Here is a 25,597-nt window from a genome sequence, read left to right as displayed (position 1 = left end):
CTTCTTTCTTTGTTTACGCCTATTTTCTCATTTCTCCGTTTTGCGCGTTCAAAGGGTTATTCACAGTTTTGACCTCGCATTCGTTATATAACAAGTATAACAAAGAGCGCGGGATTTGCAAGCCGGAAGTGCGTCCAGACACTCTGGCAGGGAGGTCTCTCAAAGGTTCGCGGTGATATGGGACTGGCGCTGTCCTGTGTTATAATGAAGGAAACATACCAGAACAGCCACAGCTGTAAGAGGAAGGACAATCGGATGAATCCATTTTTTAAATTTGTGCTGAAGTTGATGTCGTCTCCAAAAATCAACATGCAGGAAGACTATGCCCGTGTCCGCAAAGTACAGCAGATATTGGCTCCCAAGCCGAAGAAGGGCTACATCATTATGGACCACAAAATCTATTCGGAAGACCGTTCCCATGATATCCCTGTGCGGGTCTTCTATCCGAAAGAGCGCCTGCACAAAGAGCCGTTGCTTTTTTTTCATGGCGGCGGGTGGGTCATCGGTGACATCGATACTTATACGAATGCCTGCATCAATATGGCGGATCTGACCGGCAGGACAGTCTATTCCGTCGATTATCGTTTGGCTCCGGAGCATCCGTATCCGGCCGGTCTTTACGATTGTTACCGGGTGGCGGAAGTGTTGCTGAAGCATCTGGAAATGAGCGGTCTATCAGATGAAACCGACTTGATCCTGATCGGCGATTCCGCGGGCGGCAACCTGGCTGCAGCCGTTTCTTTGCTGCTCCGCGATAGAGGCCAGGCGATTCCGCTCAAACAGATTTTGCTGTATCCTGTCACCAATTGGGATCATTCGGAAGCATCGCAGTTCGAATCGATCCGCACGAACGGGTATGATTATGGGCTGACTGCAAAAAAAATGGAGGAATACATGGCGCTGTACCAACCTGATCCCGAGCTGCGCAAGAATGGGTATGTTGCACCTTTGATGGCGGAAAATCTGTCGGACCAGCCGGAAACATTGGTGATTACGGCCGAATTCGATCCATTGCGGGATGAAGGCGAAGCCTACGCGGAAGCGTTGCGGAAAGCCGGCAACAAAGTGCAGGTCCATCGCGTGGACGGCATCGTTCATGGCTTCATCACCTATCCGAAGACGGCCGAATCGGTTGTGGAAGCCTACGAAGTCATCAATACGTTTCTGAATGCATAGACCAAGCGGACTGTTCGACAAAACGAGAGGAAGGGGGAGCAACAGTGAACCGAAAAAAGTGGGTGCGTTTGGACAATGCCTCCAATATATTTTTGGCAGCCATGACGAACAGCGATACGAAGGTCTTCCGCATGAGCGCGGAACTGACGGATGAAGTGGATCCGGTGCTGCTGCAGCGGGCGCTTGATGAAGTCTATGAGAATTACGTGCTGTATCACAGTGTGCTGCGGCGCGGATTTTTTTGGTACTATCTGGAAGAAAGCGAACTGAAGCCGAAAGTGACAGAGGACGTGTTGCCGCCTTGTGCGCAGATCTATCATTTTGACCGGAGAGAGCTTTTGTTCCGTGTTTTCTATAACCAAAATCGGATCCACCTGGAGCTGTTCCATGCCTTGTCGGATGGAACCGGTGCGCTCTGGTTTTTCGAAGACCTGCTGAAGGCCTACATCATGTTGCGCCATCCTGAAGCCTTTGAAGGACTGAAGGCCGCCGCGCATGATCGCTTGAACCACCAATTGGAGGACAGCTTTGCGCACTATTTCCGCAAGGGCAAGACTCAGAACTTTACGGATGCGGCGCAATCCGCCATTCGCTCTGTCGCGAAAGTCAGCCAATTGACTGGAAAAAGCCACTCGCAAAAAGGCTCTTTGTCTGAGGAAACTAAGCAGAAGCAGCGGGTGCATCAGTTCCGCGGCAATAAGACGCCGGATAACCGGCCGCATGTCATCGAGCTGGAAATGCCAGTCAAGGACGTGCTTGCCTTGGCCCGCGAACAACAAACTTCTTTGACCTTGTATCTGACTGCAGTTTTTATGCTGGCTGTGCGCAGAGCCAGTCCCGATTTTAAACCTGGATCGGCTATGGCCGTGTCTGTACCCGTCAATTTAAGGCAGTTCTTCCCATCCAATTCTGCCAGAAATTTTTTCAGCACGACCCGTCTGATCTATACGACAAATGAGAATCAAGAGGCGGATAATCTTGCCACGATCGGTCGCATGCTCAAGGAGCAGTTTCAACAACAGATTACGCCGGAAAGTCTGGAGGACAAGCTGAGGACGCTGATTGCCTTTGAATACAGCCCCTTCACGCGGATGGTATTCCGGCCGATAAAAGACTTCGTTCTGAAGCTCGTCAATTACATCAGCAACCGGAATTTGACGATCGCAATCTCCAATCTGGGCAAGGTTTCCTTTCCTGAACCGATCGACAGCTACATCGGGAAAATGTATTTCCATACTTCGGCCGTCCGCCCGCAATTTTGCGCCATCAGTCACGGGGAACAGCTGACTGTCAGTTTCACTTCTCCTTTTGTCGAGTCCACGATCGAGGAACAGTTCGTCAGGGTATTGACCGATGCGGGAGTGGCCGTCACCGTTGCGGCAAACAAAGTAACCAGTGAAGATTTGGAGGTGGAAGGGTGATGAGACACTGTCCGCATTGCAACGCGGCTATCAAGGGAGACTGGGAACAATGTCCCTTGTGCCAAACGACCTTGGATGAAGCCACCGAACCTGTGCTGGCGGATCCCTACCCTAAGATTCCGCTGCGGTTCAATAAGGAGGTTGTCTGGAAATATTTGACCTTGACTTCTTTTGTGCTGATCATCGCCTTTCTGCTGATCGAACTGATCTGGATAGGACGGATGGCAAATGTTCAGCTCGCCCTGTTCGGGATCATGAGCATGTGGCTTTCGGTTTTGATCCTGATCCGAAAAAGGCGGAACATCGCAAAAGGCATTGTTTATCTGATCGTCTCCTTATCGCTCCTGTGCATTTATTTGGATTATCTGTCCGGATGGAGCGGCTGGTCAACAACCTATGCCGTTCCGATCATCTGCAGTTTTGCGATCGTATCCTTGTACATCGCCGTGCGCCTCGTCAAATTGGGAGTCCGTGACTATGTATTGTACCTTTTGACGGCGGCCTTGCTGGGACTGTTGCCGGCGCTGTTCCTGACCTTGGATTGGGTCACGAATTCATTGCCTTCAAGCTTGTCTGTCATGATGAGCGCAGTCACCTTGGTCATCATCCTTCTTTATCATGGCGGAGAGATATGGCGCGAGTTGGAGAAACGAATGCATGTATGAAACAACAAAAAGCTCAAATATCCCGGCTGGAGCTAGCCGAGGCATTTGAGCTTTTTTTCATGGATGATAGGCTCATTCCGTTGCGTAGTATTCGTCCCAATAGCCATAAACGTAGGTGTTTTTGATGCGCCATTGCTGGAAGCGGATGGGCACGACAAAAGAATACAGTCCCAAAGTCAGGATCGAAAAGACAGTCCATTTCAGCAAGGAAAGCCACAGATCAAACGCCTTGCCGACAAAGTGCAGCTGGTGTCCTTCTATGTAGGTATGCTTGGCGACCCATCTTTCCCGATAACAGAAAGCCCAAGGAGCAGCCAATCCAAAAGTGAAAAAGCTTGCGAGAAAACTGATAAGAATAATACCGAAATACTCCAACAGCGTTCCGTTAAAATAAGAATCATTATGATGGCGCAAAATATCACTCCTTTATTTATGCTTACTGATATAATACGAAAATTGTTTTAAATTACTCCTATAAATATACTGATATCATTTCGCGGATATGCCTAATTATTGCCCTCGACGCGCAAATGCGATACGCTAAAGGCAGCAATCATTTTGACGAAACGCGAGGGAAAAATCATGACAAACAAACTAGCGCTCATCACAGGCGCAAGCTCCGGCATCGGCCAGGAGTTCGCCAAAAAGCTGAGCAAACAAGGGTACGATCTGATCCTGGTTGCGAGGCGCGAGGATCGGCTCATCCAAATCAGCAAACAGTTGCCAACCAAAAGCGAAATCATCACCGCGGATTTGGCAAAGGCGGAGGAATGCTTCCGCTTGTATGAGGAAACGAAGGACAGAAAGATTTCCATCCTGATCAACTGCGCCGGCTTCGGGGATTTCGGCGCCTTCACGACGACCAGTCTCGACAAGGAACTGGAGATGATTGACGTGAACATCAAGGCGGTGCACATCCTGACCAAGAAATTTCTGCCGGATATGCTGAAACGGGACGAAGGTTACATCCTGAATGTGGCTTCGGTTGCCGGACTGATGCCGGCCGGGCCTTATATGGCGACCTATTACGCGACCAAGGCCTACGTCACGAGCTTCACTTCCGCAATCGCCGAAGAGCTAGAAGAGAAGAAGAGCAACGTTTACGTCGGCTCGCTCTGCCCAGGACCGGTCGATACGGAGTTCAACCGGGTGGCGGATGTGAAGTTCAATCTGAAAGGGATCACCTCCGAATACTGCGTCCATTATGCCTTGGACAAAATGTATAAACGCAAGAAAATCATCGTCCCGACGATGCTGCTGAAGGGAGCGCTTTTTTCGTCGAAGTTGGTGCCGCGTAATTTGGTTGTGCGCCTGACCAGCAGGCAGCAAAAGAAAAAACAGGGCTGATGATTTTTAAAGGGGCGCCGCCGCAGCCCTGTGCACCAAAAAAAGAACGCTCAAGCGACCAGTTAAGTGTAACAACGCTGCTGGCAGCTTGGGCGTTTTATTTAATTGACGCCGAAATGCTCAAGCGCATCCGGGAGGGAAAAGACGTGGTGACCGTCCAGTCCGGTCAAGGATTCGGCATGGAAGAGGGAGCTGATGACCGATTCCTCCACGCAATCGATGACTGACCGGAAAGCGATGTCCAGATCATCTTCCGCGATGTAGTCGAACGTGATTTTGAAGGGTTCCGCCTGCCGATAATGTGGGATGCGGATGGCGTTGCTGAAGGCCAGCACGATTTCGCCGCTGCCGTTGCCGGAAATGCAGCCGGTTTTTGCCAATCCGGATTGGGCCCGTTTGGTCAGCCGTTTCAATTGCTTGGTCGTAAATGGGGCATTTGTCGCAATCACAACAATGGCGCTGCCGCGGTCATGCCTGTCGCTTGAGATTTTATTTTTTGGGTCGGTCGCATCGCACTGCTGATAATGCTGAAAAAGCTGATCGCCTATCGGGTTCCCTTGGATGATCAGATCCTCCAAGATGCCGAAATTGCTCAAGAGCAATGTGCCAAGGACATATTCTTTCCCGTTCAAAGGAAGGATGCGGGAGGCTGAACCGATGCCACCTTTCAAGGAATAACAGCACATGCCGGTCCCGGCACCGACACCTCCTTCTTCAAAAAAACCACCGTCAACTTTCGCCAAGGCTTCCGGAACCATCTCCTTCGTTATGGCCATGGCGCGGATGTCGGACAGAAAGCCGTCGTTGCATTCCATCACGATCGGGTTTACGGTGGAAGTGGTCCGCCCAATGTCGGTATGGCTGTCCAGCATATGCTTCACCAACCCGGTCATCATATCCCCGACCGAGAGGGTGTTGGTGAGCAAAATCGGCGTTTCGAGCGTACCCAATTCATCAATCTGGACCAATCCGGCGCTTTTCCCGAAACCGTTGATGACGTGGCTGGCGGCAAGGCATTTGTCATGGAAGACATCGCCGCTGCCCGGGATGATGCACGTGATGCCGGTATGCGACTTTCCCTCATGGAGCGTAAAATGGCCGACCTTCACTCCGGGTACATCAGTGATCAGATTCCGCTCCCCTTTTTTCAATTTGCCGAACCGCATTGCGGAGCCGGATGTTTCCATTCCCATAAGGTCACCAGCTTTCTATTTTTTTAATAATATAACACAATTTTCTGTCAGGTTGTGAATCATTTGTTATCAATTGCCTTTAGGCATATTAATCGTACCTATTGCCAAAAACGTGACATTTCTTGTCAGTATCGATTTGATACGACAGATTAAATATTATAAAATGATTAGAAATGGCAATCGATTTCTAATAATGCTAGCGATATTGCCGAAATATAGGTCGTTCGTCTGAAAGGATGCGCGGAAATGGAAAAGGGGAATTGCTATGATAAACAGCAAGAAACGATTACAGTCACTTATGGTTTTACCGTTGGCTGGATTGATGGTTGCCTGCGGAAGTGCGGCAGGCGACGGGGAATCTTCTGCAACGGTATCGGAACAGGTCCTTAGGCTGACTGCAACATCGGATATTCCGTCGATGGATATTACGGCAGCTACAGACTTGGTAAGTTTTACGGCCATGAACAACGCCTTCGAAGGGCTGTACACGCTGGATCTGGACGGTAAGGCCATCCCGGCGGCAGCTGCCGATATGCCGGAAATCAGCGAAGACGGTCTGGTCTATACGTTCACGATCCGCGATGATGCAGTTTGGTCGAATGGCGATCCGGTTACCAGCTCGGATTTTGTTTATGCTTGGCAAAAAATGGTCGATCCGATCGTAGCGGCCGGCTATGCCTATATGTATGACGGCCTGATCCAAAATGCCACCGAAATCATGGCAGGCGAATTGGATCCTGCCGAACTGGCCGTTGAATCCATCAGTGACAAAGAACTTCAGGTCACCTTGGTTCAGCCTGCCCCGTACTTTCTCGATATCCTGGCTATGCCATTCTTCTTTCCGCAGCATCAAGCCTATATGGAGGAGCAGGGCGATTCCTACGGTTCCGGTTCGGACCATCTGATCTATAATGGTCCTTTCGTGATGACTGACTGGGATCAGGCAGTCGGCGGCAGCTGGACATTTGTGAAAAATGATTCCTACTGGGACGAAGAGAATGTCCGGCTCGAAGAAGTGGATGTCCAGGTCATTAAGGAGACTTCGACAGCCGTAAATTTGTATGAAGCGGATGAACTTGAATTTGCGGCCTTATCAGGCGAGTATGTATCGGATCACAAGGAAGATGCAGATTTCCATTCGCAATTGAACACGGCGTCCAGCTTCATCGAAATGAACCAGGAAGTAGCCACTCTGGCAAACGAAAACATCCGTGAGGCCTTTACAAAAGCCATAAACAGCGCGGAATACACCGATAGTGTGCTCAAGAACGGCTCGATTCCGATCTATGGCTATGTGCCGAACGGATTGGCAACCAATCCGGCAACGGGAGCCGATTTCCGCGAGGATGCCGGCGATTTGACAAGCTTTAATATAGAAGAAGCGCAGGCGGCCTGGACTGAGGGCCTAGCGGAACTTGGTGTTGAGTCGGTTTCCTTGGAATTGATGACGTCTGATACCGAAGATGCTAAGAAGATGGCTGAATTTTTCCAAAGCCAGATGCAGGCAAATTTGCCGGGCTTGACGATCACCATCCGCCAAGTGCCATTCAGCGTAAAGCAGGACAGCCTGCGCAACGGCACTTATGAAATGGCAACATCCAACTGGATTGCCGATTTCGCCGATCCTGTCAATTATGTGGAACGTTTCCACACCGACATAAATCGAGGCAATTACTCTTTCGCGGATGTGGATGAACTGATCGACAGCGCCAAAGCGGCCTATAACGACGAAGAAGCACGTTGGGATTACCTTGTGGAAGCCGAGCAAACGGCCATCGGTGAACATTATGTGCAGATACCTACCTACCAGTCCGCGGGGACATACCTGCTGAAGGAAGATGTGAAGGATTTGTTCATCCCTGTGTTTGGGCCGGACAGCTATAAATATGCCTATATCGAGGAATGACAGTCCTGAAGCGCTCTGCCATTAAGGCGGAGCAGCAAAGCCGAGGAGGCGACGGCAAGACACCCTGCGGACTACGGTCCCGTTGGTGCCTTGCCGTTTTTATTGGTAAAATAGAACCAAGGGAGTGATGGAATGGAGCCAACACAAAAAGACGATCTTCTTTCCCGGCTGGAAAGCTTGCCGGGGAAAATCAGCTGCTACTACAAGGATCTCGTGGATGGGGATACGTTCAATTATAACAGCGTTGAACCGATGCATGCGGCGAGCATCATCAAGCTGTTCATCATGGTGGAGGCGTTCCGGCGTTTCGAGGAAAAGAGCCTTGATCCGAAGCAAAAGATAGCCATCCGGGATCATGATCGGGTGCCATCCTGCGGTGCGCTGACCTATCTCCATGACGGCATCGAAGTGACTCTGATTGACTTGGTCACACTGATGATCATCTTGAGCGACAATACCGCCACAAATGTGTTGATCGATCTTTTGGGGTTCGCCGCCATCAACACGACCATCCATCAGTTGGGGTACAGTAAAACCGGCCTTCTCCGAAAAATGTACGATAGGGAGAAATCGGCAAAAGGCATCCAGAATCTCATTACGGCCGAAGAAGCGGGCGACCTGCTGGAACGGCTGCATCGCGGCAAAATCGTTTCCGTCCAAGCGAGCGCGGAGATGCTGGCGATCCTGGCGAACCAACGTCTGAACAGCAAATTGCCGTTCTATCTTAAGCCGATGCAACCAACTCCGAAAATCGCCCATAAAACGGGCGAAGATGCTGGCATCACGCACGATGTTGGAGTCGTGTATCCGCCAGCAGGCAATCCCTTCGTACTGTGTTTTTTGGGGAACGAAACGGATGTCTGCCGCTTTGAACGTTTCATGTCAGACAGTACGCTGGAGATCTACCTTGCCGGCGAAGAGAGGGGTTTTGATGATGAAAATCGACAGAATTGAAATTGGTGAAGTGGCAATCCCTTTACGGACACCATTCAAGACAGCATTGCGCACGGTTGATGCCGTGAATGACATCCTGATCCGCATCGTGACCAATGACGGCACCTCCGGTTATGGGGAGGCGCCGCCGACTGCTGTCATCACCGGCGAAACCAAGGCTTCCATCCGCGAAGCCATCATGCAATACATCGCTCCGAGCATCATCGGGATGGAAATTTCCGATCTGGATTCCATCATGCGCAGGCTGCATGCCAGCATCGTCAAGAACACATCGGCTAAAGCCGCCGTCGACATGGCTGTCTACGATCTGTACGCTAAAGCGCTCGGCCAACCCTTGTATAAAGTATTGGGCGGGGCGAAACGGAAAATCGAGACGGACCTGACCATCAGTGCCAATCCCGTTGATGAGATGGTGCGTGACAGTCTGCAGGCCGTCCAGGACGGCTTCAGCATCCTGAAGGTGAAGGTCGGAAAGGGTGGAATCAAGGATGTGGAGAGCCTGCTGGCCATCCGCAAAGCAGTAGGACCGGACATCCTCATCCGGGTCGATGCCAATCAGGGGTGGAGCCCCAAGGAGGCGGTCCGCATCATCCGCTGGCTGGAAGACAAGGACATGCAAGCGGAGTTGGTGGAACAGCCGGTAAACGCACATGATTTGGCCGGCCTGAAATTTGTTACGCAACAGGTCCAAACGCCGATATTGGCTGACGAGAGCGTCTTCTCCGTGAAGGATGCGCTCCACATCATCCAGACTCAATCAGCCGATCTCATCAACATCAAATTGATGAAGACCGGCGGCATTCATGAGGCTCTCAAAATCTGTGCTGTTGCGGAAACCTATGGAGTCGATTGCATGATCGGCTGCATGCTGGAAAGCAAGATTTCGGTCAGCGCAGCTGCCCATCTGGCAGCCGCCAAAAATATCATCACGATGGTCGACCTGGACGGGCCGTCGCTTTGCAGGATGGATATTTATGAAGGCGGTCCGCTGTTCAGCGGGAGCAAAATCAAGATGGGTGATGCGAACGGCATCGGAATCAACGCTTTTCCGAAGGCCCACTTTAAGAAACTCGGAGTCGTGAAATAAGCGGCATCCATTATGAATAAAAAAGGGAGGAAACGATAGATGGACTATGCGCTGATAAGCCGTTCCACCGTTCCGATTTATACTTTGCCCGGAACGAAGATCGTAAAGGAGGGACGCAGCTTCACCGCGATTGCGGATGAAGGGCTGTACGGCATGGGCGTCCGCCTTACTGGAGAGGAGCAAAATGGTTATTTGCCGATCCTGACCCATTACGGTTATCCCGGTTATATCTGCGCTGAGGCCGTGATCAGGAAAAACTTGGGGGAGATGAAGTCGCGGGAGGAAAAACGGCTCTGCGCTGTGGATGCCACATTTGCAGATATCACAAATGAGCCTTCCGTAGACGGCGTGATCCTCATTAGCTTGCCGAAGGGCGCACTGGTGCAGCTGAATAGATTCGATACCGGGACAGCGTGGGCGGAAATCAGTTTATTGGACGGTCAGCGCGGCTACATCCGCAAACAGTTCCTGCAGGAAAAGCTATTCAGCCAATGCGGACTATGGGAAACCGCGCTTCCTCAGCGACCGGCCATTATGGATGAGGCAAGCTTCCGCGCCGGTGTCGTGAACGAGGCGAAGAAATACTTGGGCGTTCAATACCGCTGGGGCGGGAAATCGACGCTGGGATTGGATTGCTCCGGTCTCACTTCCATGTGCTACATGCTGCATGGCGCTCTGATTTATCGGGACGCCAGCATCGAACCAGGCTTTCCGATCCGGGAAATACCGCTTGCGGACAAACTGCCGGGCGATCTGCTCTATTTCCCTGGGCATATCGCCCTCTATATGGGAGACGGCCGCTATATCCACTCCACCGGCTTGGAAGGCAGCGGCGGAGTGGTCATCAATAGCCTGGAACCGGGTGCCAAAGACTACCGCGCCGATTTGGCTGAAAACATCTATGCTGCCGGCAGTCTGTTTGCAGGGGAGGAAAAGCTATGAAGATGATCGATTGTCATTGCGACACCTTGATGGCTCTGAACGATGCCCGGTTAGCTGGAACTGAGAAATCATTTGAACGAAACGACCTGCATGTCGACCTCGAAAAACTGGAAAAGGGGGATTACCTGCTCCAGTGCTTTGCGGCATTCGTCAATTATGCAGAGAGCCCCGTATCGCCATTATTGGAAGTAATCCAGGAAATCGATGTGTTCCACCAACTTATGGCGCTTTATCCGGATCGTATTGCGCCGGTCTATCGGTTTGCGGATATCGAGCGTAATCGCCAAGCCGGGAAAATATCCGGCTTATTGACCATCGAGGATCTTGGCTGCTGCTTCGGCGACCTTGCCGCTTTGCGCACGCTCCACCGGTTGGGGGCCCGGATGATGACGCTGACTTGGAACTATGAAAACGGTCTGGGATTCCCAAACAATCCGGTCCTTGCCGATCCCGGCATCGATTATCCGGGCAGCGGGCTGAAACCTGCAGGCATCGCTTTCGTGGAGGAGATGGACAGATTGGGCATCATCATCGATGTCTCTCATCTTTCGGATGCTGGCTTCTTCGATGTCGCGGCGCATTCGCAACGGCCATTCATCGCCAGCCATTCCAATGCGCGCAGCCTATGCAGCCACCCGCGCAATTTGACGGATGAGATGCTGCGGGTGCTGGCCGACCGGGGCGGCTTTGTGGGTATGAACTACTGTCTCGCTTTCCTTGATGATGATCAAGAACGGCTGAAGACCAGAGGGACCGCGGAAGCAGTAGTCGATCATATTGAGCACATCCGCAAAGTCGCAGGGCTGGACATCGTCGGGTTGGGCTCGGACTTCGACGGCATCGATGTGACGATGCAACTGAAGGATGCCTCTGCGATGGGGCTGCTTGTCGAAACGATGGAACGGCGCGGCTTCACGACGACCGAAATCGAAAAGGTCTGCCATCAAAATGCACTACGGGTATTCAAGGAACTCCTATAACATAAAAAATCCCTCCGAAGCATCAAGCATCCGGAGGGATTTTTGGTTCTGTTCTTAGATCAACCCAACTTTTTTCATTGCTGCGGCCAAACGGTCAATGACTGCTTGATCGGCACCCGTCAAAGGCAGACGCATCGGTCCTACGTTGAAGCCCAACAGTTGCATTCCGGCTTTTACGGGAATCGGATTCGGCTCAACAAACAGGCAGTCAATCAATTCTTTGTACTCGGCTTGCATTGCGGCTGCCTTTTTGATGTCGCCATCCAGAAAAGCATGCGTCATTTCAGCTGTTGCTTTCGGTGCGATATTCGCCAAGACAGAAATGACACCTTTCGCACCCAAGCTCATCAAGGGGATGATGGTGTCGTCATTCCCGGAGTAGATATCCAGACGATCGCCCAAAAGACGCAAATTATCCACAGCCTGGCTGAAGTTTCCGGTAGCGTCCTTCAAGGAAACGATGTTGTCGATTTTCGCCAGTTCCACCAAAGATTCCGGGGTAATGTTCTGGCCAGTGCGGCCCGGCACATTGTAAAGGACGATTGGAACTTTCACGCTGTTGGCGATGGCTTTGTAATGTGCAATCAAACCTTTTTGCGATGTTTTGTTGTAATACGGAGTGACGCTGAGAATCGCATCCACACCCGTTACCTCTACAGCGCGCGTCAATCCTACTCCGTGGCGTGTGTCATTGCTTCCGGCACCGCCGATGACCGGGATGCGGCCGTTCACTTTTTCGACAGTGAAACGAATGAGATGAAGTTGCTCTTCATCCGTCAGCGTTGAAGCTTCACCGGTTGTCCCTGCGATGATGATCGAATCGGTGCCGTTCGCAATCTGGAACTCGATCAGTTCTTCCAGTACCTCATAGTTTATTTCTTGGTTTTCCGTATCTTTAAACGGCGTGACGATCGCAACGCCTGATCCTTCAAAAATAGCCATGCTTATTTTCCTCCTGAATTATGTTTTTTTATTTATGAATAGACAAAAAACGACTATGAGCAAATGGTCTCATAGTCGTTCAAAACAGGCTGCATAAGCTGAAGCGTTGCATCCGTATAGTGAATTCCACCAATTTGCCCCAACGTGAGAAGCTCACCGAACAAAGCTGGGCGGCTTTGTCCGACAGTGCCAGATTTATTCAACCTTGGCCCCAATACAGAGTATTTCGGCAGCAACACCTTTCAGGAAATCCCCTACTGATTGTTAACCGCGACCTCTTCATCACATCGAATCGTATTTTGTTAATTCCACACTATCAAATACAACTCAGTCTGTCAATCATATTCTGAGTGGATGCTGAGAAAATGCTATGAAAAAGATGGCAAAAAAGACACAGAAGCTGACCGGGCAGGCGGATGCTTAGGGAACGCATATGAGCCTACGATGTGATAAAATCAAATTGAGGAAACGCTTTTACTTCAATTCGAAAAAGGGATTCCCGGATTTTTTTGCAAGCCATCCGCGCAGAGATTATCTCCAGCGCACCGGCGACGATGATGAGAGGACGTGAATAGCGATGAAGATTGAACATGTTGCAGTGTGGGTGGACGATTTGGAGCTGATGCGCGATTTTTATGTTCGTTTTTTTGACGGCAAGGCTAATAAATTATACCGTAATCCCGAAAAAGACTTCCAATCTTACTTTATTACTTTCCGTGAAGGAGCCCGTTTGGAACTCATGAAAAGGATGGATGTCAATGAACGCTATCCACTCGATATGCTGGGATGGGCGCATCTTGCCATTTCGGTCGGCAGCAAACAGAATGTCGATTATTTCACTGACAAACTCATCAAAGCAGGGTACTCATGCAAAAGCCAGCCGCGCATTACAGGAGATGGCTACTATGAAAGCATGTTCCTCGATCCGGAAAAAAACGTCATCGAAATAACCATCTGAAAGAACAGTCAGGCAGAAGTTTTCGGTACTGCCATCATCGCCACGACGATCAATTTTGTTGCAAGCCTAAGCAGATAAAGGAGGAATTTATGCATGTTTTTTAAATCATTTTTCGATCCGAAAGTAGCGCAATTTTCCTATTTGGTGGGGTGCCAAAAAACAGGAGAAGCCATCATTATCGATCCTTTGCGCGCGTTGGATGACTATATCAAGGCAGCCGAAGACGAAGGTCTTATCATCACTGCGGCAACGGAAACGCATATCCACGCCGATTACGCGTCTGGACTGCGGGAAGTTGGGAGGCGTTTGGGAGCCAAACTGTATGTATCGGACTTGGGCGGGGATGACTGGCGCTACCAGGATCTTCCGGAAGGGAGTGTGCTGCTGCAGGATGGGGACATCCTCTCCGTAGGAAAGGTCAAACTGGAGGTGCTGCACACGCCTGGGCATACGCCGGAGAGTCTGTCGTTTCTGTTGACGGATATCGGCGGCGGTTCGGACATTCCGATGGGATTGTTCACAGGTGATTTTATCTTTGTAGGTGACGTCGGCCGGCCTGACTTGTTGGAAGAGGCTGCGCATATGCAAGGAACAACCGAGATCGGAGCCAAGGAAATGTTCCGCTCGCTGCAGAAAATGGCTGATTATCCGGACCATCTGCAGATCTGGCCAGGCCACGGTGCCGGCAGCGCCTGCGGGAAATCGTTGGGCGCCGTTCCGATGACCACTTTGGGCTACGAAAAACACAACAACTGGGCTTTCCAATATGACGAAGAAACAAGCTTCATTGAGGCGTTGACGGAGGATCAGCCTGAGCCGCCGACCTACTTTGCCCAGATGAAGAAGATCAACAAGTCGGACAGCGGCGCCTATGTACCTTATCCGGTCTTCCCACTTCACCAGGCCGGTCCGAATGACAGGGTGATCGATCTGCGCGCGAAAGAAATTTATCAAGCTGGACACATCGAAAGAACGCTTAACATTCCGCTGAACAAAAAGTTTTTGACTTACGCCGGGTGGTTCCTGGATTATGAAGGGCAAGTAACCCTCATCGGAACCAAAGAAGATGCTGAAACGGCAGCCCGCCAACTGCAGCTGATCGGGTTCGACAAAGTCAGAGGGTATCTGGATGCCGGTCAGATTGAGGATGACAAGTTGACGGAAACCATAACGGCAGCCGCCTTCAGCGCACTTCGCCAGGAAAAGGATCTGCAGATATTGGATGTGCGTTCGAAGAGCGAATGGGACAAAGGGCACTTGTCCGATGCCAAGCGTGTGCTCCTCGGCAAACTCTTGGTTGATCCATTGCCTTTCAATCGGGATGAACCGTTGTACGTCCATTGCCAATCCGGAGTCCGTTCCGCAGTTGCCATCGGTGCATTGGAGGAGCGGGGATTCAAAAAGATCGTCAATATCCTGGGAGGATACACCGCGATCGAAACCATCCTCAACAAATAGACACAAATGTGCCTGGATTTGTAGAATGCGAACGGCACCACAAAATGAGCTGGATGGAAGATCCGCAACTGCGCCTTCCTTCCGGTTCATTTTTTGATTAGAATCATTTCTGTCAAGATACAGTACGGGGAATGAATAGCCAGAATCCCTCTACGATGGTATACTGATAAATGTCGCATTTAGTGAAGTAGACCGAAAAGTCCATGTGTTTTCTTAAGAAAGAGGTGTCTGCTGGTTGCATAAAGATTTAATGAAAGAACAGGAACGGGTCCATCGCGTCATTGAAGTCATCAACAATGAAAGAACGCGATTGGCCGAGCAAGTTGAAGTAAAAAGTGAAAAACAAAGACAGCAATTAAAGGAATCCAAAGAGATCAAAATCAGCCAAGGGTCCTCAGAAAGCGTCTGGGAATCATCGGCGGAACTGCGGGCTTTCGAGCAGGAACTGATGATCCGCAACAATGAATTGCAGAACAGCGCCGAACGTGTCGCTGTACTGGATAAAATGCAGGATGAGCCTTATTTCGGCCGCATCGATTATCACGACGATTACGGCAATGAAACGATTTACATCGGGATCGGCTCCTTGTTCGAGAAGGACGAGAACCTGATCGTTGACTGGCGTTCGCCGATTGCATCGCTTTATTATGAAGGCAGCAAAGGCGAAAACGTCAAGCTGATGATAGCCGATCAGCCAATGACATACGGCGTTGACCTGAAACGCCAATTTCTGATCAGACAGGCGGAAATCGTCCGCATGATGGACACGGACAATGTCATGGGCGATCCGTATTTGCTGGAAGTGCTGGAGGGGCCTTCATCCTATCAGATGGGCACGGTCGTATCCACTTTGCAGAAAGAACAGAACCAGATCGTCAGGGAAACAAAGGCAACCGTGACGCTGATCGAAGGGGTGGCCGGTTCAGGGAAAACCGTGGTCCTGATGCAGAAAATCGCCTATCTGCTGTATGCTTTCCGGGACCAATTGCAGTCGGAAGAAGTCGTCCTGTTTTCCCCGAACAAAATATTCCAGGAATACGTTTCTCAAGTGTTGCCTGCACTGGGTGAATTGAATGTGGGGAATACGACATTCAGCGAATTCATGGAGCGGAAAGTGACCGGGTTTGCTTTGCGCACCGAGCAGGAGGACAGATTGGCGAAGGTTACGGTACTGAAGGGCAGTCTGGCCTTTTATGAAGCATTGCAGAAATATGGCATGCTCCTGAAGAAACGCTACCTGAAATTCACGGATATCCGTTTCCGCGATGACATCATCCTTTCGCAAAAGGAAATCGAATCGGCCTTCTACAGCATCGATAGCCAAGGTTCGTTGGCCAGCAAGTTGGATATTCTCCAAAGACACTTGCTGCAGCGCGTCGAACGCATCAAACAGTCGCAAAAAGGCAAGCCGTGGGTCGAAAAAGAGATGATCGCCATGTCCGATCTGGATCTGTACCGCTACGAAAAAGAGACTAAAAACCAAAAAGCGATGGAAGAGGCGATGACGGCGGATATCCTGGAGGACGCTTTCGAACCAATCGTCGCGAGGATTGAAGCATTGGCCTTTGTCCGTTACAAGAATCAATACATCCATTTCCTGCGGGCCGTCCCTAAGTTGCTTTCATTGACTGCGTTCGGCTTGGATGAAGACGAATGGCGCACCCACATCGCAGTGGTCGCGAATCATATGGCTGAAAAAAGTGTGCTGCTGGAAGATCTGGATGCGTATTACAGTCTGCGCTTGTTGCTGAAGGGACCATCCAGCGACATGAAATACCAATACATCTGTCTGGATGAAGTGCAGGATTTTTCACCTTTCCAATTGCAGATGCTGCAGCATGCCTACCCGAGCGCACGCTTTATCATGAGCGGCGACTTGAACCAAAATATCCTGAACAGACGCCTTTCCTTTGATGATCTCCGGACCATCTTTTCCGAAAGCACATTCCGTTCCTACCGTCTGCTGACCAGCTACCGATCGACGAATGAAATCGTCCGTTTCTCGGAAAGCTTCATTGAAGGCGAAAAGCCGGAAGGAACCTATATCCGCTCCGGCAAGAAACCGGAAGTGTTGCTGACTGATGCTGGCAAGCTCGACATGGATTATATCAAAGAGAAGGTGGAGTCGAGTGTCGCGGCTGGCATGCGCGTGGCTTTCATCAGCCGCAATGCCGAAGATGCGGAGCGCATCAGCCAAGATTTGACCCTAATCGGCATCGGTTTCAAACTGGTGCAGCAGGATACCGACAATAGCCATCACCCAGTATTGATCTTGCCGGCCCATTTGGCTAAAGGTCTGGAATTCGATGTCGTTTTTGCGATTTGCCATTATCCGGCAAAAGCTGTCCAAAATGAGCTGCAGATTCTCTACACCATCTGCACCCGCGCGATGCACGAACTCTATCTGACCGTTTCCGAGCAGGAAGCAGGCCTGTTGGAGCGCATCGATCCGAATCATTATGATGTAAGAAAAATGTGAAACCTGAACGTGAATAACCGCGGCGGAATCTGCATGTAGACTGCAGACTCCGTCGGGGCTATTTTTGTTTGATGCTGCATCAGCCGACTGCTGACAATTCAGATACAACAGTCGAAATGAAAATACCCCCGGGAGCATATTTGGTGCTTGAGAAAAAGATCCATGCTATGCTTGAGGTACTTATTTGGCTGGAAAGCTGCTGCCAAAAAAAATCAGGAAAGGGGTTGTCCTATCATTAACGTCTTATCGAATCCGGTGGTCATTCCCGTCCTGCTGCTCTTGCTCGGGTCAGCTATCTGGTGGTTCTTGGCCACGCTCGATAAAAAACAGAAAGTCAAGATGCTATCCAAGTTTAGCGACGAACTCTTCCGGCTTCTGGCTCTTGCGTTCATCAGCAACGCATTGTTTCATTTTTCCGAAGTGATGCGCGCGCCCTATCAGGCTCTGCTGCTGACGAAAGAAGCTGTCTTTGTGGCTGTGATCATCACCGGAATTTACAATCTTTGGAAACAGTTGCCGAAATTGTTGGTAAATCGTGCGCTTTTGGTCGCACTCCTACAGCTGCTTCTGTTGCAGTTTTCGGTCAATCATCTTTTCTATTACAACCTTTATGAGAGTTCGACTTCGGTAGGGTTAGCCGGTTTGAGCTTGCTGCTGTTGTTTGCAGTCACGTTCATTACAATGCGGACTAGTATGCTAGGCATTTTGCTTCTGTCGGGCGCGATTGTCCATTTTGTGCTGATGGACGGAAAAAGTGTCCTCTACTTTGGTTTGGTTGTGACGCCGGAGCTCATACTGGCATTTGCATTTGCTTTTGTTTCCATCATCTTGCTTAGGGGGAAAATACCATCGACACAGATCTGACCACATGGGTAGCTTTCGCGGCAGGCGCCTTGTCATTCTTATCGCCGTGTACGCTGCCATTGTTGCCGTTGTATATTTCCTACATAACCGGCTTGAATGTGCAGCAAATAAAAGAGGATTCCTCACTTTCCGTCAGACGCAACATTATGCTGCATTCGCTCGTCTTTCTGCTGGGCGTTTCTGCTGTGTACGTCACTTTGGGATTGGGCGTGAGCTATCTGGGGAATCTTTTCAGTTCCGTGCTGACTGGTCCGGTGAGTGTTTTGCTGCAGCGGCTAGCGGGATTGCTCATCATCCTGATGGGGTTGACGACAGTAGGCTATCTGAAGATTCCGCTTCTGTTGGGGAACCACCGAAAGCTGAAGATGACAAGAGGCGTCAGCTTTCTTTCGACATTTTTGATCGGACTGGGCTTCGCTGCCGGCTGGACACCATGTATCGGCCCGATTTTTTCATCGATCCTGCTGCTTGGGAATGCGATGGGGTCACCACCCCTGCTTTATCTGCTGATGTACGTGCTTGGCTTTTCGGTGCCATTCCTCTTGGTAACTTTTTTCATCGGCAGGCTCAAGTCCCTATTGAAGTACAGCGAAGCGTTCATGAAAATCGGTGGTTGGCTGATGATCCTGTTCGGTCTGTTGTTGCTGATGGGCAGGCTTGAAACTTTGTCGATCGCTATCTTGAATTTATTGGAAGGAACGCCATTTGAGCGTCTCGGTTAGGGGGATTTGTTTGTGCAGAAGAAAATAATTTGGTTTTTATTGGGGGCCGTTTTTTTGTGGGTCCTGTACGATTTCGGGAAAAGCTACTTGCCGGGGAATGCTACGAACGGAAAGGACGCAGTATTGCTTGAAACAGCAGCGCCTGAGGCATCGGAAGCCCAAGCAGGCATCAACATCGGGCAGATTGCTTATGATTTCGAGTTGGAGGATATGGATGGCAATACGGTGAAGCTTTCCGATTACAGAGGGAAAAAAGTCTTTTTGAATTTTTGGGCCAGCTGGTGTCCACCTTGCAAGGCAGAGATGCCTCATCTGCAGGTATTTTCGGAGGAACAGGAAGATACGGTGGTGCTTGGCGTGAACGTCACGACCTCGGAAAGTCATCCCGACAACGCAGCCTTGTTTTTGGATGAAAACGAAATCAGCTTCCCGAATCTCTACGGCACAGAGGAAGTATTCAGTCAATACCAAGTGCAGTCGCTGCCGACCTCATATCTGATCGGATCGGACGGCAAGATTTATGAACGCATCATCGGGGCCGTCACAAAAGATATTCTTGAAGCCAAATTTTCGATGATCAAGTAGAAAAAAGATAAAAAAATGACCCAATCTCGCTCATGCGGTTGGGCCACTTTTTTTGTGTAGAATTGGTCAGATGATATGGTAGGTTCCGCGTAGCTCTTTTTCATACGGTCCTGTTTCGGCCAAATAGTCCATCATCGCTTCGACTGCGTGTTTTTCCAGATTTTTGTGGTCTTTTCCGAATTTTTTCGGTACACCCTGGTTAGTCACATAGCTGACTGTGTATTCTTTATCCGGGATGACTTCTTCTCCGCCGATGAAGAGTTTTTGGACACGTGTTCCTTTCGGATTTTCAAGTTTAACGTAAGCATGCAAGCCCATCGCTCGTTTCAGATAGCCGCCCATCTGATTGAAAGGGTCTGCAGCATAGGTGCTCTCCATGTTCTCTTCCAACAGGGACAATATTTCCGTGCCTGTCAGGATGACTGTGGATATCGGCGGATCCATCGGGATGATCTGGTATAGCTCTCTTAAAGTCACCGGGCCTTCCAGAATCGGAACGCTATAACGCCAACCGTTTGAAAATGCCAACTCTGTTTTTGTGTGGTAGCGGATGGCATCCAAGAGGAAATTATCCATCGTTGTTTCGACACTCCAACCACGATGCAGTACCATTTTGGTTTCGCCGACTTCCCGGTCCAATTTCTCGCGGTAAGGGGAGAGGGCATCTTCTATCAACATTTTCATTTCGGCATCTTCCGGGATGTCTTCCGTCACCGGAATCAGTTGGTGATTGATTTCTTGGATTGCGCCATCCTCAACGCTAAGCTCGAGAGCGCCTAGAAAAGAGCCGTGCGAACCGGATTGGATCACTGCTGTTTCGCCTGCCATGACGATGTGTTCCTGTCGGTTATGGGTGTGACCGCTCAGACAGACGGCCACTCCTTCAACTTCACTCATCAATTTCAAGTCTTGCGGGAATCCGAGATGGGAGAGGACGATGATCAGGTCGACCGCTTTTTCCTTCAGTTCCGCCACATAGCCGGGCAGCTCCTCGCGTCCCAAAGTGAAGGAGAGTCCTTCGCTGAAATGCGGTGGCATCGTTTTGTCGATAATGTTGCAGGCGATGCCGATCACGCCGATCGAAAGGTTGCCGACGGAAAGGATTTTGTAAGGGTCGAAGGCCAATTTGCCGCTTTCCTTCTCATAGGCATTGATTGCGAGAATCGGGTAATCCAATTGCTCTCCGATTTCTTTCAGGTTGGCCGGACCGAAGCCGGTGTCCCAGTGAAATGTCATGGCATCAAAGCCGATTTCGTTCAGGACCGGCAGCATGTGCCAGCCTTTCGTAGCGATTGCTTCGTAGGTACCATGGATCGTATCGCCATTATCGAAGACAAGGGTCGGGTTTTTGCTGCGGAAATCTTTGATCAGACTTTGAATGCGGGCGTAACCGCCTGCTTTACGGAACGCCAAAGTTTCCTTTTCATAGAATAATTCATTGTGCAATTCCAAGTAGCTGTGGGTGTCGTTGATCTGTAGAATCGTCAATTTTTGTGCCATTTGCCTCGTCCTTTCTCCTTATGAACTGTTGGGTCGTGATGCACTGTTATCATTATTTTAACATTTGCAACAGATATAAGGGACCGATATGCTTAGACGGCAAATCCGTAACGGCTTTCCAAAATCAGCAAACGGATTCGAAATAGATTCAAACCGACAGAACTGTGTTAGAATTTGTATATAAATAGGGATAGTTAGGGGAGGCGTTCGGGTTTTGGATGTTGGGGTTGTATTTGGTAGGATGATCATGCTGGTGCTGATTATGTTTGTGGGGTATCTCGCGACGGTCATGAAGGTTTTCAACAAACACGCGAACGCCAATTTTGCGGCGCTGATCACGTATGTCACGGTGCCGGCACTCGTCATCGCCTCGGTGGAAGGGGCGGGGGAGGTCGGCACGAAATCGGACACGCTCTTCGTCTTGCTGACCGCGACGCTGATGTATCTGTTCACGGCCGCTTTAGCCAAGCTCAGCCCCCGATTGTTCAAGGCAAATGAAGAAACAGAAGGCATCATCGAGTTCCTGACTATCTTCACGAACAACGGCTTCATGGGTCTGCCGGTCGTGCAGGCCATTTTCGGCACCGGCGCGCTTTTTTATGCTTCATTGTACGGCATTCCCAACAACCTGCTGATCTATTCTTTGGGCGTCTTTCTGATCGCGAAAGGTTCGAAAAAATCACGGGCAAGCTGGAAAGCGATCCTGCTGAACCCGGGCAATCTCGCTTCGCTGTTCGCGGTTTTCGTCTTCCTGTTCGACATAAAATTGCCGGCGTTGGTGATGGATACCGCCACCAGCATCGGGAACATCACGTCCCCATTGGCGATGATCATCATCGGCGCGTCTTTGGCGGACATCGACATTCTCGGTGCCTTCAAAGAATGGAAAATCTATCTTTTTGCGTCTTACCGCATGATTGTGATTCCGCTGTTCCTTTGGTGGGCTACGAAGGGCATCTTGACGAATCCGACGATGCTGGGGATCCTCGTCATCATCGCGGCCATGCCCGGACCAGCTATGGCGGTCGCGCTGTCGATGCAGTATGGAGGCAATACGGCCTTCTCGACGCGGTACGTCTTCATTTCGACGCTGCTTTCGGTGTTCACGATCCCGTTGCTGGCTGCATTGCTTTTTTGAACGGAATATATGCTGAAAGGACGCCCAATCCGCGCGGCTCGCGGGATTGGACGTCCTTTTCGGATTCGGCTCTTTCCGATTTTTTTGGAATCCGGCTTGAGATTGTCGAATGCAACTGGACTATCCGACAATCTGTCTTTCGAAAGGGGCAAAATTGCCGAATGCATCGGACCATTCGGCAATTCGAGCTCAATGTTAGGCTTAAAAGTCGAATGCAGCCACCCCATTCGACAATTTGCCCCCCACTGAACAACAAAAAACGCGCAAGCGACGTAATCCAAATCGGATTTCATCGCTTGCGCGCACCTTCGTTACTTGAATTTCTTGGTGATGTAAGGACTTAACCAACGATACAGCAGGGTGGATAAGAAAGCACCCACGAGACCTTGCGCGATGTTCAGCGGTAATGAAGCGATCGCGGCACCGAAGTTGAAAAGGATCGTGTCCCCGATGGCGTACCCGATCGCCATCCACAAACCGGCGATCACCGTGGAAACCAACGGCTTTTTGTGATCCATTTTTTGGAAAAGCCAGCCGGCAAAAAATCCTTCCAAACCTTTCACGACAAACGTGATCGGCGCGTAGAAGGCGTAACCGGCGAACAGGTCGGCCAACATACTGCCGAGTGCGCCGACGAAGAAGCCCGCGCTGCCTCCGAAGGACAGACCTGCCAACAAGAGCACCATGTCTCCCAAGTTGACATAACCGTAAGGGATCGGGATGCGGAACAATAAGGTCATGACGACAGTAAGTGCCATAAATAAGGCCAAAACAACCAATCTATAAGTGCTGCTTTTTTCAGTTTTCATGCGACTCGCCTCCAAGCATTATTTTTAATTATAGCCCTTATGCAAAAGATTGCACTCTTTTTCTCATCGTTTTCATATTTTTTTCAAAAGCTTAATTGCAATATCAAATGCATAAAAAATTTTCAAAACCTTTATAGACAGCGATTTACTCAATAATCCAGTGTTACCAATGGTTTGAAGCCTTTGACGGCAGGGGGTGTTTCATCCCTTAGCATTTTTCAGGTGAGTTGTTGGTGGTTCTGACCCAAGAGAATAGGTTGGCTGAGTCAAGAGAAGAAGCGAAGCGGCTCTTGACTCAGCTAATCTATTCTCTTACCCTATGGAACCAACAAAACACCTAGGCTGCATGTAATACCACCAATTCTTCCTGAAGGCGTTCTGCAGGTGTTGTGTATCCCATTATTTTTCTTGGTCTGTTGTTGATTGTATCGGTTACTGCCAATAAATACGAATAAGTTAATGGACGCAGCGTGGCTCCCTTTGGGATAAATTCCCGAAGCATTCGGTTATGCCTTTCGTTTGTTCCCTTCTCCCAAGAAGCGTACGCATGCGTAAAGAAAACCTGAACATCAGAGGCGATTCCTTCGATAAGAGAAAGACTTGAAAACTCAGATCCGTTATCCGTTGTAAGGGTCTTAAACTGCTCCAACCCCTGTTTTTCCATCAAATCAAGTACGCCTTTTTGAACCAACGCTGCGCCTTTCCCCCAAACCTTTTTAGTCAGGAAGTAGCGGGTTTTCCGTTCAACCATAGTGATGATGACAGGCTCATTTTTTGTTTTCTTGCCTAACACCAAATCAACTTCCCAATGTCCAAAATCTTCCCGCGAAAGCACTTCCGGAGCACGTTCTTCGATACTGCGGCCTAAGTGTTTAGCGTTATGGCCCTTTGGCTCCGAAACAGTTTTCTTGCGCGGCCGCATCCTGGTCTTCATAGGCAAATCGATATTACGGATTGGAAGTACGGCAGCGTTGATCAAAGCGTAAACGGTTTTCGTGCAGGGTGCGCGTTCTTCGGGGTGTGCATTCCTATAGGAATGTACAAAAGTGTCCACACTGTGAATCCGCAAGCCATTCTTGGGCGCTAAATTTTCCGGTAAGGCAGCAAGGAAAGCCGCAGAATATTTATGGTGATCCCGTGCATGTGCATTCTCGCGATTTTCTTTATAGACCCTTGCGCCGGAGGTGGCAATATACTGTTCGTAATAATTGCGCTGATAGTCAAGTTGGCGTGTCCTTCCGCGCTTCAGCTCACGAGAAACAGTCGGTTGGCTGACGCCTAATTCACATGCCATTTCCGCCTGTGTGTAGGTACCACTTTTGACCATCTGTTCAAGCTTTCCACGTTGAATGTCAGTAAGATGTTTGAAGCTACGATTTTCTGTGATACAATTGTTTTTAGTCATGTAGATACTCCTTATACTTTTGGTTTCGACGCTAACAAGTATATCGTATCTACATGATTTTTTTGTTTATTTCCTTATGCATTTCATTTTACAATTTTCCTTTTTTTCAAAACGATGGAAAAATGAGGAAATCGACTGAAAAGATGATAGAATGGGAATAATTGAGTTTCAAAAGTAAAGGGGTGCAAGCATTTGAGTCAACCGAGAGTATTGATTATCCAAGATATTTCCGCCAGTTGCCGCATTTCGATGAACGTGGCGGTGCCTGTAGTGAGCTGCCTGGACAATTGGGTGAGCATCCTGCCGACAGCATTGTTGTCCACCCATACGGGTAATGAATTTGAAGGCTATACCTTTTTGGATCTGACCCAGGAAATGGAGGGAATCCTGCAGCATTGGCAATCATTGGGCATCAAATTCGACGGCATCCTGATCGGCTATCTGGGGTCGCACCAGCAAATCGACATCGTCCGCGGAATCATCCATACATTTGCTGCCGAGGATGCACACATTGTTCTCGATCCGGCGATGGGCGATCAAGGCGTGCTCTATCCTGGTTTCACGCTTGAATATGTGGAGGAAATGGCGGCGCTCTGCAAGGAAGCAACCGTGATCACACCGAATGTGACGGAAGCTTGTTTTTTGACGCAACGTCCTATGTTGAAGAAGCCGTATAAGGAAACGGAGGTCGCGGGACTGCTGGCTGCTTTGCGGGTACTGAATCCGAAGAGTATAGTGTTGACGGGAGTTTCATTGGACTCGGAAACGATCGGGGCTGTCTGCATCAGCCACAACGAGCCTGAAGCGCATTATGCTTTCGCGAAACATTTTCCCGGCCACTATGACGGTGCAGGCGATTTGTTCACAAGCGTCGTTGGCGGTCTGCTTTTCCAGGATCTGCAGCTGACCTTGGCAACTGACACGGCCGTTCGTTACAACAGCATGGTGATCGAGCGCACACTGAAAAGTGGACGGGAGCTGCACTACGGTGTCCAATTCGAGACGGATCTGCCGTATCTGATAGAACAATTGCGCAAATACAAACCGACAGAATGACCGAAGCAGC

At 49.9% G+C, this 25,597-nt stretch carries 23 protein-coding genes and 1 riboswitch; of the genes, 17 read left to right on the top strand and 6 right to left on the bottom strand.

The annotated features are described in order from the left end of the window. The first annotated feature begins 255 nt into the window (after positions 1 to 255). From ACTCCX_RS01595 to ACTCCX_RS01585, 3 genes are read left to right on the top strand one after another with little or no spacing between them, the layout of a single operon-like run. The gene (locus tag ACTCCX_RS01595) at positions 256 to 1,176 is read left to right on the top strand and encodes an alpha/beta hydrolase (protein ID WP_463274413.1); all 921 of its coding nucleotides are present in this window, start codon (positions 256 to 258) and stop codon (positions 1,174 to 1,176) included. 44 nt (positions 1,177 to 1,220) lie between these two features. Next, a complete protein-coding gene (locus ACTCCX_RS01590; RefSeq protein WP_463274412.1) occupies positions 1,221 to 2,597 on the top strand; it encodes a condensation domain-containing protein in 1,377 nt (458 codons plus the stop codon). After that, complete coding sequence (locus ACTCCX_RS01585) at positions 2,597 to 3,262, top strand: DUF6320 domain-containing protein (RefSeq protein WP_463274423.1); 666 nt, start codon at positions 2,597 to 2,599, stop codon at positions 3,260 to 3,262. The genes ACTCCX_RS01590 and ACTCCX_RS01585 overlap by 1 nt, the downstream gene beginning before the upstream one ends. 72 nt (positions 3,263 to 3,334) lie before the next feature. Here the strand turns inward: ACTCCX_RS01585 and ACTCCX_RS01580 are convergent, their stop codons facing one another. Continuing rightward, complete coding sequence (locus tag ACTCCX_RS01580) at positions 3,335 to 3,676, bottom strand: hypothetical protein (protein WP_463274411.1); 342 nt, start codon at positions 3,674 to 3,676, stop codon at positions 3,335 to 3,337. 168 nt (positions 3,677 to 3,844) lie between these two features. Between ACTCCX_RS01580 and ACTCCX_RS01575 the strand changes: the two genes are divergently transcribed. After that, positions 3,845 to 4,609, top strand: a complete 765-nt coding sequence (locus ACTCCX_RS01575; protein ID WP_463274410.1) for an SDR family NAD(P)-dependent oxidoreductase — start codon at positions 3,845 to 3,847, stop codon at positions 4,607 to 4,609. Positions 4,610 to 4,710: 101 nt separating this feature from the next. Here the strand turns inward: ACTCCX_RS01575 and ACTCCX_RS01570 are convergent, their stop codons facing one another. After that, positions 4,711 to 5,802, bottom strand: a complete 1,092-nt coding sequence (locus ACTCCX_RS01570; RefSeq protein WP_463274409.1) for a DmpA family aminopeptidase — start codon at positions 5,800 to 5,802, stop codon at positions 4,711 to 4,713. Positions 5,803 to 6,067: 265 nt separating this feature from the next. Here ACTCCX_RS01570 and ACTCCX_RS01565 point away from each other — a divergent pair, with 265 nt between their 5' ends. The 5 genes from ACTCCX_RS01565 to ACTCCX_RS01545 all read left to right on the top strand — a co-directional run bounded on the left by ACTCCX_RS01565 (position 6,068) and on the right by ACTCCX_RS01545 (position 11,671). Beyond that, positions 6,068 to 7,708, top strand: a complete 1,641-nt coding sequence (locus tag ACTCCX_RS01565) for a peptide ABC transporter substrate-binding protein (protein WP_463274408.1) — start codon at positions 6,068 to 6,070, stop codon at positions 7,706 to 7,708. A gap of 132 nt (positions 7,709 to 7,840) precedes the next feature. Then, positions 7,841 to 8,662: a serine hydrolase gene (locus tag ACTCCX_RS01560; RefSeq protein WP_463274407.1), complete on the top strand. Its 822-nt coding sequence runs from the start codon at positions 7,841 to 7,843 to the stop codon at positions 8,660 to 8,662. Beyond that, entirely contained in the window at positions 8,640 to 9,749 is a 1,110-nt protein-coding gene (locus tag ACTCCX_RS01555) for a dipeptide epimerase (RefSeq protein ID WP_463274406.1), read from the top strand. The genes ACTCCX_RS01560 and ACTCCX_RS01555 overlap by 23 nt, the downstream gene beginning before the upstream one ends. A gap of 39 nt (positions 9,750 to 9,788) precedes the next feature. Then, the gene (locus tag ACTCCX_RS01550) at positions 9,789 to 10,691 is read left to right on the top strand and encodes a C40 family peptidase (RefSeq protein WP_463274405.1); all 903 of its coding nucleotides are present in this window, start codon (positions 9,789 to 9,791) and stop codon (positions 10,689 to 10,691) included. Continuing rightward, positions 10,688 to 11,671 (top strand): dipeptidase, encoded by a 984-nt coding sequence (locus tag ACTCCX_RS01545; RefSeq protein ID WP_463274404.1) that lies wholly within the window; start codon positions 10,688 to 10,690, stop codon positions 11,669 to 11,671. Before ACTCCX_RS01550 ends, ACTCCX_RS01545 begins: the two co-directional genes overlap by 4 nt. Before the next feature lie 54 nt (positions 11,672 to 11,725). Here ACTCCX_RS01545 and dapA read toward each other — a convergent pair whose 3' ends face one another. Further along, a complete protein-coding gene (gene dapA / locus ACTCCX_RS01540) occupies positions 11,726 to 12,613 on the bottom strand; it encodes a 4-hydroxy-tetrahydrodipicolinate synthase (protein WP_463274403.1) in 888 nt (295 codons plus the stop codon). 141 nt (positions 12,614 to 12,754) lie between these two features. Then, a riboswitch (Lysine riboswitch) is annotated at positions 12,755 to 12,901 on the bottom strand. Between the two features lie 289 nt (positions 12,902 to 13,190). On the opposite strand from dapA, the gene ACTCCX_RS01535 reads away from it, so the two are divergent. The 6 genes from ACTCCX_RS01535 (at position 13,191) to ACTCCX_RS01510 (ending at position 19,679) form a co-directional block, all read left to right on the top strand. Further along, positions 13,191 to 13,571, top strand: a complete 381-nt coding sequence (locus ACTCCX_RS01535) for a VOC family protein (RefSeq protein ID WP_463274402.1) — start codon at positions 13,191 to 13,193, stop codon at positions 13,569 to 13,571. A 93-nt stretch (positions 13,572 to 13,664) separates the two neighbouring features. After that, on the top strand, positions 13,665 to 15,029 hold the full coding sequence (locus ACTCCX_RS01530; RefSeq protein WP_463274401.1) for a rhodanese-like domain-containing protein: 1,365 nt from the start codon (positions 13,665 to 13,667) through the stop codon (positions 15,027 to 15,029). Between the two features lie 235 nt (positions 15,030 to 15,264). Next, positions 15,265 to 17,508 (top strand): RNA polymerase recycling motor HelD, encoded by a 2,244-nt coding sequence (helD, locus tag ACTCCX_RS01525; protein WP_463274400.1) that lies wholly within the window; start codon positions 15,265 to 15,267, stop codon positions 17,506 to 17,508. Between the two features lie 171 nt (positions 17,509 to 17,679). Next, entirely contained in the window at positions 17,680 to 18,372 is a 693-nt protein-coding gene (locus tag ACTCCX_RS01520; protein WP_463274399.1) for a hypothetical protein, read from the top strand. Continuing rightward, positions 18,357 to 19,094, top strand: a complete 738-nt coding sequence (locus ACTCCX_RS01515) for a cytochrome c biogenesis CcdA family protein (protein WP_463274422.1) — start codon at positions 18,357 to 18,359, stop codon at positions 19,092 to 19,094. The genes ACTCCX_RS01520 and ACTCCX_RS01515 overlap by 16 nt, the downstream gene beginning before the upstream one ends. A 12-nt stretch (positions 19,095 to 19,106) precedes the next feature. After that, on the top strand, positions 19,107 to 19,679 hold the full coding sequence (locus ACTCCX_RS01510; protein ID WP_463274398.1) for a TlpA family protein disulfide reductase: 573 nt from the start codon (positions 19,107 to 19,109) through the stop codon (positions 19,677 to 19,679). Positions 19,680 to 19,745: 66 nt separating this feature from the next. Here the strand turns inward: ACTCCX_RS01510 and ACTCCX_RS01505 are convergent, their stop codons facing one another. Continuing rightward, positions 19,746 to 21,179 carry a bifunctional metallophosphatase/5'-nucleotidase gene (locus ACTCCX_RS01505; protein ID WP_463274397.1) on the bottom strand — a complete coding sequence of 478 codons (1,434 nt, stop codon included), beginning with the start codon at positions 21,177 to 21,179 and terminating at the stop codon, positions 19,746 to 19,748. Between the two features lie 214 nt (positions 21,180 to 21,393). Between ACTCCX_RS01505 and ACTCCX_RS01500 the strand changes: the two genes are divergently transcribed. After that, on the top strand, positions 21,394 to 22,317 hold the full coding sequence (locus ACTCCX_RS01500) for an AEC family transporter (RefSeq protein ID WP_463274396.1): 924 nt from the start codon (positions 21,394 to 21,396) through the stop codon (positions 22,315 to 22,317). Positions 22,318 to 22,628: 311 nt separating this feature from the next. Here ACTCCX_RS01500 and ACTCCX_RS01495 read toward each other — a convergent pair whose 3' ends face one another. Further along, positions 22,629 to 23,126 carry an ECF transporter S component gene (locus tag ACTCCX_RS01495; RefSeq protein ID WP_463274395.1) on the bottom strand — a complete coding sequence of 166 codons (498 nt, stop codon included), beginning with the start codon at positions 23,124 to 23,126 and terminating at the stop codon, positions 22,629 to 22,631. Between the two features lie 337 nt (positions 23,127 to 23,463). Continuing rightward, a complete protein-coding gene (locus tag ACTCCX_RS01490) occupies positions 23,464 to 24,531 on the bottom strand; it encodes an IS30 family transposase (protein WP_463274394.1) in 1,068 nt (355 codons plus the stop codon). 192 nt (positions 24,532 to 24,723) lie between these two features. Between ACTCCX_RS01490 and ACTCCX_RS01485 the strand changes: the two genes are divergently transcribed. Then, a complete protein-coding gene (locus ACTCCX_RS01485; RefSeq protein ID WP_463274393.1) occupies positions 24,724 to 25,587 on the top strand; it encodes a pyridoxamine kinase in 864 nt (287 codons plus the stop codon). The last annotated feature ends 10 nt before the right edge of the window (positions 25,588 to 25,597 follow it).

This window comes from Trichococcus sp. (genome assembly GCF_055118575.1).
The sequence above is the reverse complement of the archived record's forward strand: the minus strand, read 5'-3'. Positions and strand labels throughout refer to the sequence as shown.